Origin of the sequence: Faecalibacter macacae (genome assembly GCF_003687725.1) — a bacterium.
Classification (GTDB): Bacteria; Bacteroidota; Bacteroidia; order Flavobacteriales; family Weeksellaceae; genus Empedobacter; species Empedobacter macacae.
Window position 1 is genome coordinate 120,926 of sequence record NZ_RDOJ01000001.1, and the last position, 14,579, is coordinate 135,504.

Sequence of the window (14,579 nt, forward strand, 5' to 3'; positions counted from 1 at the left end):
ATATTAATAAAGATGTATTGCTAATTCATTAAAAATTTAAATTACAGAATTTGAATGCTTTTGTGAAATCATTTAAAAAAATGATTAGATTTGTAGTACAAGCTAAATACATTATATAATGTCTGACTATAAATTAATTTTACCTTCTATGGGTGAAGGTGTAATGGAAGCTACTGTTACAAATTGGATTAAAAATATTGGTGATTCAATTACTGAAGACGAATCGGTTGTAGAGATTGCAACGGATAAAGTAGATTCTGATGTTCCATCTCCAATAGCAGGAATATTAAAAGAAATTTTAGTTCCAGTTGATGGAATTGCTAAAGTAGGTGAACCAATTGCTATATTAACTGTAGAAGGTGCAGTTACAGAACAAGAAGATGTTAAATCTGTAGAAACTGTAATCGAAACTCCTAAAGAAGTAGTTGAAGCTGCGAAAGAAATTCAACAAGAAATTAAATCTGTATTACCACAAAAAAATGATGATTTTAAATCAGATAAATTCTATTCTCCATTAGTTCGTTCTATAGCCAAAGAAGAAGGTATATCAGATACTGAATTAGATTCAATTTCAGGTACTGGAGCTTCAGGTCGAGTAACGAAAGAAGATATTAAAAAGTATTTAACTAATCGTGCAAACGGTGTACAGTCAATAAAAGTTGAAACTCCGAAGGTTAATACGCCTGTTGCTGCTACTCCAGTTCAACCACCTGTTGCTTTTATAGATGGTGAAGACGAAATTATCGAAATGGATAGAATGCGTAAATTAATTGCGCAAAACATGGTTTCGGCAAAACAAGTTGCTCCACACGTAACATCTTTTGTAGAAGTTGATATGACAAACGTAGTGTTATGGAGAGAAAAAAATAAAAAAGAATTCGAGAAAAAGCATGGAGAGAAAATTACTTTCATGCCTATTTTTATAGATGCAGTAACACGTGCAATACAAGATTTCCCAATGATTAATGTTTCTGTTGATGGTGATAAAATCATTAAGAAAAAAAATATTAATATTGGTATGGCAGCAGCTCTACCTTCAGGAAATTTAATTGTTCCAGTTATTAAAAATGCAGATCAGTTTAATTTAGCAGGTTTGGCGAAACAAGTTAATGACTTAGCTGTACGTGCAAGAGGAAACAAATTAAAGCCAACAGATATCCAAGGTGGTACTTACACTATTACAAACATTGGAACTTTTGGAAACGTATTAGGAACTCCAATTATTCCACAACCGCAAGTTGCTATCTTAGCAGTTGGTGCAATTGTTAAAAAACCAGCAGTTATAGAAACTCCTACAGGTGATGTTATTGGTATTCGTCACAAGATGTATTTATCTCATGCATACGATCATCGTGTGGTTGATGGTGCTTTAGGGGGTATGTTTGTAAAGCGAGTAGCTGAATACTTAGAGGCTTTTGATATTAATACTCCAGCTTAATAGATTTTTCTTAACAATATTTTCAAAACCTTTGATTTCGGTCAAAGGTTTTTTTATACCTTTAGTAAACCAAAGCTATTATTCATTTATGGGATCATTCATATCATTACTTATTATCTTATTAGGATTTATTATATTCTGTTCAATTTTCTTTTTTGTAGCTGTTTCGGATGCAAAAGTGAGAGAAAAAAGTACGTTAGAAATTTTAAAAGCGTTACCTAATAGCATTACGGATAAATGGGTAGTTAGATACAATATTGGTAGACCACAAGGAAGATTTTTAAAGATGAAAACTTTCCAAGGAAGTGGTGTGTTATATATTGATAAAAATGAAATTCATTTTGAAGATGTATTGGGAAATGAATCTCACGTTTTTCAATTAAATGATTGTAAAATTTCTTGGGTAGAAAATAAAATCAATGGGATTACAAATTCTTTCAAAATTGTAGATCCAAATCGTGCAATGTTTTTTTATGTAGAAAAAGGAATGTTTGTTGTTAATTCTATCGAAGAAAATGCTTCAACATCCGAATTGTATTCTTATCTAAAAATGCTTCGTAAATCTAATAAAAAGCAATCTAAAATAACTGAGTAGGAAGATGAATTGTTAATCCAGCACGGAAACCATTCATATCCTTAAAGTCTTCGTATTCTCTAAATTCAAATGCATATCCTGCATTAAACTCTAACAAACTTAAAACAGCAAAACCTACTTTTGGTGTAATTGTCCATGGAGAAATGTCAGCGCGTACTGTATAGAAAGCAGAACTGATATTACTTGAATAAGGATCTCCAGGATTATTTTTAAAGTTAAATAAATAACCAAATCCTACTTCAGGAATTACACGAAATTTATCTTTCATGTATCCTAAATTCACATTTGCATTAACTGTGAAAATATTGTCGTTTGGCTGAACTAAATATAAATCTGTTCCAAGTCGACCATAATTTCCATTCCAATATTCATATCCAGCATTTAGTACAAAATATGGAGTTGTTTTCTTTTGTGCATGAACAAAGAAAGAAGTCAAAACGAATAATAATGCAAATAATCTCTTCATGTTGTAAAATTACAATTTATCAGCTAAAGAATTAATATTTATAAGACTGATATTATTCAAAATAAAAATCGGACAATTGCTTTTAGTCAATTGCCCGATTTTTCCTCTGTATAAAAAATCTAAATTTGAATCGTATTTACTTAATCCATTTGGAAACCTTTAGTATAAATTCTACCGTAAAAATCAGCGAATTTAATACTTACACGACCTTTGTGGTTCTTTAAAATCTTCTCTATATCTTGTTGAGAAGAAACTTCTTTATCATTAATAGATAAGATGATAAATTCTTTTTGAACACCAGCTCCAGCTAATTTTCCATTTGGTTCGATATCCTTAACCATAACTCCATAATTAATACCGAAATTATCTTTTTGTCTTTCTGTTAATGGCTCAAAAGTAGCTCCTAAAACTTCAGCAGGAGTTAAATCAGCTTTACTTCTTGTAGAAGCATTTCCTTTAGCATCTTTTAAAGTTAAAGTGAAATCACGCTCTTTTCCATCTCTTAAAACAGTAACGTTTACTTTATCTCCAGGGCGTTTACTACCAATTTGGAAAGATAAGTTAGAGAATGTATTGATTGATTTCCCATCAATTCTTGTAATAATATCTCCATTTTTAATTCCTGCATCAATTGCAGAACCATTATTAGTTACATTTGTAACCATAACTCCTTTACCAGTTTTAATATTTTTCTTTTCCTGAGCATTGTAAGCTTTTACTGCTTGGTCATCAGATAAATCAAAACCTTGGATTCCTAAATATCCTCTTTGTACTAAACCGTATTTTTTAATATCCTCAACAACTTTCTTCACTAAGTTTGCAGGAACGGCAAAACCGTAACCAGCGTAAGAACCAGTTGGTGAAGAAATAGCTGTATTAATACCGATTAAATCTCCGTTTGCATTAACTAATGCACCACCAGAGTTTCCTGGATTAATAGCAGCATCCGTTTGGATAAATGATTCGATTGGAGAATCAGAGTTTTGTCTTAATAAATTGATACTTCTACCTTTTGCAGAAATAATACCTGCAGTTACAGTAGAATTTAAACCGAATGGATTACCAACAGCTAAAACCCAATCACCAACGTTAATTACATCAGAATCTACGAATTTGATGAACGGTAAACCTTTGTCTTCAATCTTTAATAAAGCAATATCTGTACTTGGATCAGATCCAATTAAATCGGCAGTATAAGTTTTTTGATTGTTTAATTTAACTTCAATTTTATTAGCACCCTTAATTACGTGATTATTTGTTACAATGTAACCATCAGCCGAAATAATTACCCCAGATCCAGATCCAGCTGGCTGATTTTCTTCTGATTGTTGTCCACGTCCTTGTTGTCTTTGTTCTGGGAAACCAAAGAAGAAATCAAAAGGATCCATTCCTCTTTGTTGTCTTTGAGACTGCGCTTGGTAATTGTTTACAGCAACAACAGTATTTACCGTTTTATTTGCTGCATCCACAAAACTTGGGGCATTGTAATTATAGTTACCTTTGTAGTCTACAAATTCGAAATCTCCATTTTGTTGATTTGCATTTGTAACTAAAGGATTTTCGATTTTATCTTGTAATAAATAGAAACCTCCTAAAGTAGTCATAGAACTCATAAGTCCTACTAACATGTAGTTTGTATATTTTTTCATTTTGATAAATTAAATTAATTGAGTTTAGTTTTATTGTTTTGTTTATTTCAAATTTAAGACCAAAACTTTAACATATACAACGTGTTTAACTCATATTTAACAATTTTGTCAATTTTATTAAATAATACTTAAGAGTGAAGAAAATTTGTTTATTTTGTAAAAATTAAGAAAAAAGAAGTGAAAATTAAATTCTATAAATATCAAGGGGCTGGAAATGATTTTGTGATGATCGATAATAGAGATGGCAATTTTCCAGTAAATAAAGATACTATTGAACATATTTGTGATCGTAATTTCGGAATCGGTGGCGATGGATTAATTTTATTACAAAACGATTCTGATACAGATTTCAGAATGGTTTATTTTAATTCAGACGGAAACGAAAGTACAATGTGTGGAAATGGAGGACGTTGTATTGTTCGTTTTGCACATGACTTAGAGGTTACAGATGAAAACATGACTTTTAATGCGATTGATGGATTACATCATGCAGTAGTTGATGGTGAAACGATTCGTTTACAAATGATCGATATTAAAGAAGTAGAAGATCACGACAAATATTTATTCATGAATACAGGTTCACCACATCACGTAGAATTTGTTGATAACGTTAAAAATGTTGATGTATATAAAAAAGGTAAAAAAATCCGAAACGGAGCACCATATTACGAAACTGGTTCTAATGTAAATTTTGTTGAAGTTTTACCAAATCAAACGTTAAAAATTAGAACTTACGAACGTGGAGTTGAAGACGAAACTTTAGCTTGTGGAACTGGAATTACAGCGGCTGCAATCGCTTCTTATATAAGAGGATTCGTAAAAGATAATAATATTAATGTAGAAGCTTTAGGAGGAAAATTATCTGTAAATTTTGACGAAAAAAATAATACCTTTGAGAATGTTTGGTTAAATGGACCAGCAAAAAGAGTTTTCGAAGGAGAAATTGAAATTTAAAAATGACTAAAAAGTTAATTTTATTAGCAATCATGTCAGTTTTTACACTGACAAGTTGTGATTTTATAAAAGGTTTTAAAGGAAATACAACAAAAGAGGGAGCAATTTTTATTCCTCGTGGTGCAGATTTTAACCAAGTATTAGACTCAATAAAACCTTATTTAAAAAACGTAGAAGAATTTAAAAAATTTGCTGAATCTGCAGATTATCCAGCGACTATAAAACCTGGAAAATATAAAATTTTAGCAGATGATAGCAGCAGTTCTATTATCGATCGTTTACAAGGAGGAGAACAAGAAGAAGTGAAGCTTCGTATCAAAAACGAACCTACTTTATATCATATGATAGGTTCAGTTTCTCGTCAAGTAAATGTAGATTCTACCGCATTAGCAACTTCTATTATGGAATGGGCTGCTGAAAAAGATACTGCGTTAAATGCAGAAACTGTTAAGCAATATTTTATTCCAGAAACATATTTTGTGTATTGGTCGTTAACGCCAGAAAAGTTTATTGAACGAATGGAAACGCAATACAACAAAGTTTGGAATGCAGATCGTTTAGCAAAAGCAAAAGCTATGAACATGACTCCGCTTGAAGTAACAATTTTAGCATCTATCGTTCAGTTAGAATCATCAGATCATGAAGAAGATCAAAAGCAAGTTGCAAGAGCTTATCTTAATCGTTTAGCGATTGATATGCGTTTAGAAGCCGATCCAACTTCAATTTATGCTCATAAATTAGAAAACGGATTTGATCAAAAAGTTCAACGTGTTTATAAGAAATTAACATGGTCTTCTAATGAGTATAATACATATCGTAATAAGGGATTACCGCCAGCCCCAATTTGTTTGCCAAACGTGCCAATGATTGATGCGGTTCTTAATCCAGCAGATCACGATTATATTTATTTTGCTGCAGATCCTGATAGACCAGGATATCATACTTTTGCAAAGACTTTTGAAGAGCATAAAGTAAATGCTGACAAATACCGAAAATGGGTTAAAGAAAACAATATCAAATAAGTAGAAAGCCACTCGTAGAGTGGCTTTTTTATGTTTATAAACAAGGTTATTAACAGTTGTTAATAATGTTGATAAGTTGATATTTTGTTAGCTAATTTGCAAAGCAAATTAGTTTTTCGAGTTCTTGCACCAAAGTATTTTGTATTAATAGCTTTATAGGAAAGCAATTAGTACAAAATAATCAGGTCATCGATTATGACCGACATCTAAATCTATGACGAATTAAATTAATTATAGAGCTTCCCTTTTTTGTAGAATGTTGTATTTAGTCACTTTAATAGAATCACGGCAATGTTCAATATTTCCTAAACAGATTGAACGATCCAATTGTATAATATGTATTTCTTTATTTTCTGAAAGTTTAATCTTCTCAATGATTTGATTGTTTGTTGGTATTTTTTGAAATAAAAATAAAATACTAAAAGAAATAGAAAGAATAGTGAGACTTTTTTTTATAATACTATTTTTTATATTTGTTATCACCCAGTTATAGAAGATTATTCCAAAAGATATAACCATTGTTAATAATTCTAACGAGTTTAATTCAACTTTTTGAAATTCCCAATTTAGAAATAGTATTTTCTTAAACAATAGAATTGTAAATAATAGAAGAGAGATTTTTGTGATTGTTATTTTCATATTATTAAATAGGTATTTAAAGATACGTTTTAAAATAAAAAAGCTCAGATTAATATCTGAGCTTATAAAGTTTTTATAAAGTTTTCTTAGAACTTATATCTTAAATTAACTAAGAAATATCGTCCTAAAACATCAGTAGTAGTTGTTTGACTAAAGTTATCGTTAAATGAGTTATTAACAATTACATTATTCCCTAAAATGTTACCAGCAACTAATGTGATGTATGTTTTCTTAAAAGCATTGTAGCGTAGAGATGCATTTAATTCTTTCGCTTCGTTGATTCTTTCGCCATCACGATTCTGAATTCTGTAAGAGAAATCTGATTGTAATAATAATTTATCAGTTACATTCCACGCGATATCTCCAAATGGTCTCCAGTTTGCAAATTCTTGCTCGAATTGCGATTCGAATTTCGAGAAAGAAGCATTTAATCCTGCTTTTAATTCTAACTTCTTTTTAATCGTAAATGTATTTGTTAACGTATAATTTTGGCTAAAACTTTTGTTGTTTACATTTACAAAATCAGTATTGTTAATACCTTTTATATAAGTGTATGAATTAGACCAAGAAATATTACCATTAAAACGAGCTTGATACCATTTCTTGAAACGTTTACCTAAGTTTAAATTCGCTCCATAACTTTCTTCTTCGTAATCTGAATTGATTAATGAATTCTCTTGAATTATAGAGAATGCATCCGGATTATTTTCGTCTAAGAAAACTCTGTCCATACGAGAAGCCGTTTGTATACTTTTATCACGTTTTGTGTAAGTTAATCCAGCAAAAACATTAAAGAAATTGAACGAATTAAAGTGATGGAAATTTAAAGATGAATTATGCGTTAATGCTTGTCTTAAATTTTGATTTCCTATAAATACCGAACGATAGTTTTGTAACGTGTAAGATTCTGTTAAATCCTTAGCATGTGGAAAACTATAGTTTTGATTGTAGTTAGCGAATACACTTGTCGCATTATTAAAATTATATTTTAAGTTCGCGTGTGGTAAAATTTTTGTTTCGTCGAATTTCACACTACTTCCATCAACAAAATTTGCCTTTTCATTAAAGAAAGAAACTCCAGCTCCTAAATCAGCCTGAAACTTTCCTAATTTCTTTGTAATCGTAGCATCAGCAAAAGTTTCGTTATAATCAAATTCTGTATCAGAAACCATTGGACGACCATTAATACTTTGAGTAACTAAATTTCCTAAATCATAAATTTTATTGTCAAAATCTTGCATAGAAAAATTAGTTCCAACTTTTAATTTCAAGTTGGTTGTATTGTTTATTAAATGGTTGTAAACAGAATAAATCTGGAAAGTATTTGTTACATATTTCTGATCTTGATTAAGTAAATAACGTCCAGTATTAGATGCTGTTGATTCGAAAATATTAAATATTTTTTCTTCAGAATCCATAAATAAATCTGGCGTTTCTTTTTGGTATTGATGTCTTAAATAGAAACCAATATTATGATCACGACCAACTTTACGGATATAAGATAACGTTTGGCTTAAGCTATAATTTTTACGATCTGTTAAGTTTTTATTGAAACCTGTAAACTCACCATTTCTGTAACGATCAACACCTTGTTCGTCATCATTACCTGTATAGTTTAAGTTTAAACGATATTTAACTTCACCTTTATTATTCGGATTCCAATCAATACGTAATCGACCCATTGCAGATAATAAATTGTTTTTATTTTCTGAACGATCTTCCTCTGTAAATCCATCATTGTATTTACGTTCTACAATGGAATTGTATCTGATATTATTAGTATTAACTAATCCAAATCCAGAAATTTTTAATGATTTCTTTGGTTCATATCCGAAGTGAGCAGCTCCATTGTAGGTATTCATTTCAGAGGCATTTGTATTTCCTCCAAAACTTAAAGCTGAATTTCCTCCACGTAAAGAGTAAATACTTCCTTCAGAACTAAATTCTGAAAATCCTCCGAAGAAGCTAAAGTAATCTTCACGGTCAAAAACTTCTTTTCCGTAGGTATTAAAATCATTGATGACAGTAGCATCCATTTTTTCGGAGAAGTAGAACATTTTTAATTGCGCATCGGCATGTTCGTCGGCATCACCACCAAGTGTTGCATTACCAAATACAAGACTTTTCATATCCTCTTTTAACTCAATGTTTAAAGAAGCTTGTTCGTCCTCTTGTAAAGATGAAGCAAATGGATTTGATTTGAATTTAGTATTCAATTGGATTTTTGAAACCGCATCTGAAGGTAAATTTTTGTTTAAAAGTTTCGTGTTTCCACCTAAAACCTCACGTCCACCAACTGTAATTGTAGTGATTTCTTTTCCTTTGTGGTAAACTTTTCCGTTTTCAACTTCGATTCCTGGAAGTTTTTTCAAGATATCTTCTAAAACCTCTTCGTTTCCAACTTTAAAAGAATCGGCATCATATTCAATCGTATCACCTTTAATTTTGATTGCTTGTTGCGCTTTGATAATTGTTTCTTTTAAAGAAATAGATTCAGAACCGCGAACTAATTTTATCTTTTCGGTTTTATTTCCGTTTAAATCAATTTTCTTGACTAAAGTTTCAAAACCAGGTTGTTCAATTTCAATTTCGTAAGGTTGATTACAAGGAAGATTTAATTCGAATTCGCCATTATTATTTGTGAAGACGAATCCTTTTCCATCATTTTTGGAATCAAATGCAGATACAGAAGCATCAGTAATAGGAATTCCATTTTCATCCAAAACAGTTCCTTTTAATTTACAATCTTGCGCATATGTAAACACAGTCGCAAATTGAAAAAGAATAAAGTAGAGTAAATTTTTCATTTAATTTGGTTGTATATTTTATTGGGTATCGACACCGCTACCCATCATTTCTTTGTATTGTTCTTGTAACTTTTTCATTTCTTCCATGAACTGAGCTTCTGTTACAACAGTACCTTTTGTAGGTAAATTAATTTTTAATTCTTTATCAGAGATTTTAAGATCTTTTAATGTGAAAATCATTTTAGCATTATTGACCTCATATTCCGCTTTTACAATTAAACCTGGTAAACCTCCCAAGTTTTGTGGACCATCTTTAAAAGTAATTTCTGGTGCATACCAAGCATCAACTTTGATAGAATCCATCATTACACCTTCAGCTTTTGTTACTTTATAACCAGCAATCTCAGCTTTTTCTCTTGTTATTTTCCAATTGAAGTTTGGTGCATCTTTAATTAAGTATTGTTTAACTCCCATATCAATTTCTTTGTAATATGAAATTGGAGTAGTAGTTAAATCTTTATAATATGGATTTTTGTCCATAGCAGTCATTTGTTGAACAATCATTCCGCCAGCAGATTGCGAATTTGAAATTTTTTGTTCTAGCTTGAATGTAGAAGTTTTACCATTACTATTTAAGAAATAATTCATAAAAATTCCTGCATCAATTTCAGCTTTTAACATACCTTCAACTTGTGAACGATAAGCTTGAGGTATTTGTTTCATTGTTTCCTCTAAATCAAGTTTCATTTCACAAACGTAAGTTGCTTCTATATTCTGATTTTTATTTTCTTGCGCAAAAGATAAAGTTGTTGTTACTAAGCCTAAAGCAAATGTTAATAATAATTTTTTCATAATTATAGTAATTTATATGGTTAGTAGTTCTTTGTATCAAAACGTTACAAAATATAAGAAGATATTTTTCCGCCTTTAGTCCTAAAATTATCTTTTAAATCAACAAAATTTATTGGATCAATTGCTTTAGTAGATTCGTCTAAAATTGTAGTCTCATATCCTAAAGATAATGCGTCTAATGCTGTATAATAAACACAAAAATCTGCAGCTAATCCACAAACGAAAACTGAAGTTACTTTGCGTTCTTGTAAATAACCATGTAATCCAGTTGCTTTTTTTCGTCCATTATCAAAAAATCCGCTGTACGAATCAATTTCAGGATTAGTACCTTTTCTGAAAATTGCTTCAATTTTGTTGGTATTTAAATCTTTATGAAATTCAGCTCCTTTTGTCGACTGAATACAGTGATCTGGCCAAAGCGTTTGTTGTAATCCATTTAAATCAATTACATCAAATGGATTCATACCATCATGCTGAGAAGCGAAACTCTTATGATTTGCTGGGTGCCAATCTTGTGTTGCGACTACGAGATCAAATTTTTTTTGAAGTTCGTTGATACGAGAAATAATTTTATCACCGTCCGTAACGGCTAAAGATCCTCCAGGAATAAAATCATTCTGGATATCTACAATAATTAGTGCTTTCATTGGTTTGTTTAAATTAATAATTAGGTACTATCAAAATAAAGTCCAATTTACTACTTAGAGTAATTGAACTTTATTATATAAACTATGAACTTAAAATTAATCTCTACGATTTACACCTTGATCACGCATTTGCTCGAATCGTTGGCGTTGCTCTTCTTGTAATTTTTTTAAATCAGCTTCTGTAATTGTAGCTTTTGCTTTTGGAGCTTCTATTGTTTTTGTATCATTTACAGTTTTAATATCTGTAATAGTAATCACTTTTTTTCCTTTGATTGGACCTTGCTCAATTTCTGTAGAAATTTCTAAAATTAATCCTGGTAAACCCCAATAATTTTCAGGACCTGTTTTTGCCGGAATTTTAGTTGTGTACCAAGCTACAATAGTTTGTCCATCAATTTCTGCAGTAGCTTTACGCGCATCATTTCCTAAAATTGTTTTCGTCTCACGCGTCATTTTCCAATCGTAGTTTGGTAATTCATCTTTCACTGTATACGATTTAGAAAACATATTCACTTCTTTCATATAAGATTTCGTCGAAATATCTTTGTATACATTATCTCCAGATCCACCAAAACGCATCATACGCATACCGCCACGACCACCTGGTCCATTTTGTTGATCGTTTGATATTTTTTCTATTGCTTTATAAGCAGATTGATCTCCAAAAATAGTTAATGTACTTTCCTGAGGCTCCTGAATTCTTTTCATCATCTGCTCTTGCATTTCTTTAGGCATTTGTCTACCGTTACCACCACCTGGAGGTTGAAATGTAAAATCTTCAGGAAGAATTAAACGTGAAGAATAAGTAACTTCAAACTTTTCAGTTTGAGCGAAAGAAAAAGCAGAAAGAGCAACTGCTGTTATAGTTATTAATTTTTTCATTTTAATAATTATGATTTTATAACTATAAGACAAAAAAAACTCCGATTAGTTTAATCGGAGTTTTAAAATTATTTTAAATCTTTAAAGTATTGTCTCTTTTTTACGAAATACTGAAACGGGATTAATTCTTTTGTTCCGTAATTTCTAATTTGATGATTTCCACGTTTTTTATACATTTTAGAGAAGTCTCTGTAAAAATGCATATGCGACATAAAGATTGCCCATAAATGTCCAAAACCTTCGTAGAACATAAATACAATAGCAGAAATTCCGTCTAAAGTTAATCTTGAGAAAATAATAGGAAATAACTGATCTTTTGGAAGATTTTTTAAATACATGTTTAAACTATTTCTGAAGTTTAAATACGTTTTTCTTGGATTATTTTTTTGTAAAGTTCCACCTCCTAAATGATAGACTGTAGATGAACCACAATAATAAATTTTACGATTTTCATTTTTCAATCGCCAACACAAATCAATTTCTTCCATATGAGCAAAAAAGTCTTCATCGAAACCTTTTTGACGGAAAAAATCTTCTTTACGAATAAATAAACTTGCTCCGGTCGCCCAAAAACATTCTACCGTATCATTGTATTGTCCTTTATCTTCTTCTAATGTCCAAAATACTCGACCACGACAAAATGGATAACCAAATTTATCCATGTAACCACCACCAGCACCAGCGTACTCGAAATGCGTTTTATTTTTATAATCTAAAATCTTTGGCTGAACAGCTGCGATTGATTGATCTTTTTGGAATAATTCCATAATCGGTTCAGTCCAATTTGCTGTAACTTCAACATCCGAATTTAATAAACAATAAATATCCGCATCAATATGTTTTAAACCTTCATTATAACCTTTTGCAAAGCCGTAATTTCCTAGGTTTTGAACAATTTTAACCGATGGATAATTTGCTTTTAAATATGATACTGAATCATCCATTGAGGCATTATCAATAACATAAATATCTGCATTTTTTGTATGTTGAATCACAAAAGGTAAAAATTCTTCTAATAACTTTTTACCGTTCCAGTTTAATATAGCTACTGCAAGTTTCACGAGAAATCTTCTTTTTTATATTTCCAACGTTTGTGGCTCCAAAGCCAGTTTGCTGGTTGCGCTTTAATCGCATTTTCTAACTTATGGAAAAATATATGTACAATTTCGTTTTCTTCGAATTTAATTCCGTTTTTAGGAGTTATTCTTTCGTAAGAAACGTGGTAATATCCACGACGAACTTTTTGCATGTTACAAAAAATCACACCCAAATCTTTTCGTGTAGCGATTTTATCAAAAGCATTAAAAACTGGAGTTTCTTGGTTTAAGAAATTTAACCAATAATGAATCGCTTGTTTTTTTGGACTTTGATCTGCAATAAATAAATACGCATGTGTTCCGTCATTTGGAGTACGCATCATATATCGCATTATATCTTTCATGTCTACAGCTTCAGTACCTAATCTTTCTCGCGTAAGATTAATTTTATCGTTCCAAAATGGATTTTTAATCTTGTGATAAACTGCTATATCATGTTCGTACTGCATATGTTCTGCTGTACCAGATAAAAATTCCCAATTGAACATATGGCCAGTCATTAACAAACAATCTTTACCTTCCGCTTTTACTTCTTGGAAAGCTTCAACATTTGTATAAGAAATTCGTTTATCGTATTCTTCTTGAGAAATAGACATCGATTTTAGTGTTTCAACTAAGAAATCAGAGAAATTTCTATAGAAATCTTTGTATATCTTATTGATTTCATTGTCCGATTTTTCAGGAAAAGAATTTTTAAGATTAGTTACAATTACTTTTCGTCTATAGCCAATTACGGTATGTAATAAAAAGAATAAAATATCAGAAAACACGTAAAGTACACTTAATGGTAAACGTGAAAATTGATAGATTATAAAATAGAATATATTATTCATTAATAATGAGATCTAATTGTAAAATTACGTATTAAATTTATTGGTTGCTTGCCAAATTTTATCATTCGGAACAGGAGCAATTACAGTCATTTCTTCTTTTTTAACAGGATGTTCAAAAGTAATACGATGTGCGTGTAAACAAATACTTCCATCTGGGTTAGATCTTTTTGCACCGTATTTTAAATCACCTTTAATAGGACATCCAACAGAAGATAATTGTGCACGAATTTGATGAGAACGACCAGTAAATAATTTTACTTCTACACAATGAAAACTATCCAAAGCACCTAAATAAGTATATTCTAAAATTGCTTTTTTGGCATCTCCAGTCGGTTTGTTGTAAACAGTTGTTTTATTATTTTTTGGATTTTTACGTAAGTAATGTTCTAATCGTTCAAAATTTTGAGGTGGTTTACTTTGGACAATTGTGCGGTAAATTTTGTCGATGTTTCTTTTCTGAAACATTTCGTTCATACGAGTTAATGCTTTCGATGTTTTTGCAAAAATTAAAACTCCTGAAGTAGGACGATCTAAACGATGAACCAAACCTAAGAAAACATTACCAGGTTTGTTATCGCGTTTTTTTATATAGTCCTTTAAACTATCGATTAAAGGGATGTCGCCAGTTTCGTCGCCTTGGGCTAATTCTCCGGCTCTTTTATTTATGATAAGAAGATGATTATCTTCGAACAAGATTTCTGGATTATTCATTGAATAAGTTCTGTGAAATAAAAAATGAGTTTTAGAAATTACTCATT

Annotated in this window: 13 protein-coding genes; 4 read left to right on the top strand and 9 right to left on the bottom strand. The window is 30.6% G+C overall.

The genetic code is table 11. The features are described from left to right. The first annotated feature begins 118 nt into the window (after positions 1 to 118). Positions 119 to 1,438, top strand: a complete 1,320-nt coding sequence (locus EAH69_RS00555) for a dihydrolipoamide acetyltransferase family protein (protein ID WP_121933255.1) — start codon at positions 119 to 121, stop codon at positions 1,436 to 1,438. Between the two features lie 88 nt (positions 1,439 to 1,526). Next, entirely contained in the window at positions 1,527 to 2,033 is a 507-nt protein-coding gene (locus tag EAH69_RS00560; RefSeq protein ID WP_121933256.1) for a hypothetical protein, read from the top strand. On the opposite strand, the gene EAH69_RS00565 is transcribed toward EAH69_RS00560, so the two are convergent. Both EAH69_RS00565 and EAH69_RS00570 read right to left on the bottom strand, forming a co-directional pair. Next, positions 2,017 to 2,499 carry a hypothetical protein gene (locus EAH69_RS00565; protein ID WP_121933257.1) on the bottom strand — a complete coding sequence of 161 codons (483 nt, stop codon included), beginning with the start codon at positions 2,497 to 2,499 and terminating at the stop codon, positions 2,017 to 2,019. The two genes, EAH69_RS00560 and EAH69_RS00565, sit on opposite strands and share 17 nt — an antisense overlap. A 140-nt stretch (positions 2,500 to 2,639) precedes the next feature. Continuing rightward, a complete protein-coding gene (locus EAH69_RS00570; RefSeq protein WP_121933258.1) occupies positions 2,640 to 4,148 on the bottom strand; it encodes a Do family serine endopeptidase in 1,509 nt (502 codons plus the stop codon). Between the two features lie 177 nt (positions 4,149 to 4,325). Between EAH69_RS00570 and dapF the strand changes: the two genes are divergently transcribed. Beyond that, positions 4,326 to 5,102: a diaminopimelate epimerase gene (gene dapF, locus EAH69_RS00575; protein WP_121933259.1), complete on the top strand. Its 777-nt coding sequence runs from the start codon at positions 4,326 to 4,328 to the stop codon at positions 5,100 to 5,102. A 2-nt stretch (positions 5,103 to 5,104) separates the two neighbouring features. Then, on the top strand, positions 5,105 to 6,124 hold the full coding sequence (mltG, locus tag EAH69_RS00580) for an endolytic transglycosylase MltG (protein WP_121933260.1): 1,020 nt from the start codon (positions 5,105 to 5,107) through the stop codon (positions 6,122 to 6,124). 725 nt (positions 6,125 to 6,849) lie between these two features. On the opposite strand, the gene EAH69_RS00590 is transcribed toward mltG, so the two are convergent. The 7 genes from EAH69_RS00590 to EAH69_RS00620 all read right to left on the bottom strand — a co-directional run bounded on the left by EAH69_RS00590 (position 6,850) and on the right by EAH69_RS00620 (position 14,532). After that, positions 6,850 to 9,570 carry a TonB-dependent receptor gene (locus EAH69_RS00590; protein WP_121933262.1) on the bottom strand — a complete coding sequence of 907 codons (2,721 nt, stop codon included), beginning with the start codon at positions 9,568 to 9,570 and terminating at the stop codon, positions 6,850 to 6,852. Positions 9,571 to 9,588: 18 nt separating this feature from the next. After that, positions 9,589 to 10,362: a GLPGLI family protein gene (locus tag EAH69_RS00595; protein ID WP_121933263.1), complete on the bottom strand. Its 774-nt coding sequence runs from the start codon at positions 10,360 to 10,362 to the stop codon at positions 9,589 to 9,591. Between the two features lie 44 nt (positions 10,363 to 10,406). Next, positions 10,407 to 11,009, bottom strand: coding sequence for a bifunctional nicotinamidase/pyrazinamidase (pncA, locus tag EAH69_RS00600; protein ID WP_121933264.1), 603 nt, complete (start codon positions 11,007 to 11,009; stop codon positions 10,407 to 10,409). Between the two features lie 96 nt (positions 11,010 to 11,105). Further along, a complete protein-coding gene (locus EAH69_RS00605; protein ID WP_121933265.1) occupies positions 11,106 to 11,891 on the bottom strand; it encodes a GLPGLI family protein in 786 nt (261 codons plus the stop codon). Between the two features lie 68 nt (positions 11,892 to 11,959). Further along, positions 11,960 to 12,952 (bottom strand): glycosyltransferase family 2 protein, encoded by a 993-nt coding sequence (locus EAH69_RS00610; protein WP_121933266.1) that lies wholly within the window; start codon positions 12,950 to 12,952, stop codon positions 11,960 to 11,962. Continuing rightward, positions 12,949 to 13,821 carry a lysophospholipid acyltransferase family protein gene (locus EAH69_RS00615; RefSeq protein WP_121933267.1) on the bottom strand — a complete coding sequence of 291 codons (873 nt, stop codon included), beginning with the start codon at positions 13,819 to 13,821 and terminating at the stop codon, positions 12,949 to 12,951. The genes EAH69_RS00610 and EAH69_RS00615 overlap by 4 nt, the downstream gene beginning before the upstream one ends. A gap of 24 nt (positions 13,822 to 13,845) precedes the next feature. Beyond that, positions 13,846 to 14,532, bottom strand: a complete 687-nt coding sequence (locus EAH69_RS00620) for an RluA family pseudouridine synthase (protein ID WP_121933268.1) — start codon at positions 14,530 to 14,532, stop codon at positions 13,846 to 13,848. Between the last annotated feature and the right edge of the window lie 47 nt (positions 14,533 to 14,579).

Coding starts and splice junctions, on each gene's coding strand:
- EAH69_RS00620 (WP_121933268.1), bottom strand. CDS start 14,532: ATGAATAATCCAGAAATCTTGTTCGAAGATAATCATCTTCTTATCATA.
- EAH69_RS00560 (WP_121933256.1), top strand. CDS start 1,527: ATGGGATCATTCATATCATTACTTATTATCTTATTAGGATTTATTATA.
- EAH69_RS00565 (WP_121933257.1), bottom strand. CDS start 2,499: ATGAAGAGATTATTTGCATTATTATTCGTTTTGACTTCTTTCTTTGTT.
- EAH69_RS00615 (WP_121933267.1), bottom strand. CDS start 13,821: ATGAATAATATATTCTATTTTATAATCTATCAATTTTCACGTTTACCA.
- EAH69_RS00555 (WP_121933255.1), top strand. CDS start 119: ATGTCTGACTATAAATTAATTTTACCTTCTATGGGTGAAGGTGTAATG.
- EAH69_RS00595 (WP_121933263.1), bottom strand. CDS start 10,362: ATGAAAAAATTATTATTAACATTTGCTTTAGGCTTAGTAACAACAACT.
- EAH69_RS00590 (WP_121933262.1), bottom strand. CDS start 9,570: ATGAAAAATTTACTCTACTTTATTCTTTTTCAATTTGCGACTGTGTTT.
- EAH69_RS00570 (WP_121933258.1), bottom strand. CDS start 4,148: ATGAAAAAATATACAAACTACATGTTAGTAGGACTTATGAGTTCTATG.
- mltG (WP_121933260.1), top strand. CDS start 5,105: ATGACTAAAAAGTTAATTTTATTAGCAATCATGTCAGTTTTTACACTG.
- pncA (WP_121933264.1), bottom strand. CDS start 11,009: ATGAAAGCACTAATTATTGTAGATATCCAGAATGATTTTATTCCTGGA.
- EAH69_RS00605 (WP_121933265.1), bottom strand. CDS start 11,891: ATGAAAAAATTAATAACTATAACAGCAGTTGCTCTTTCTGCTTTTTCT.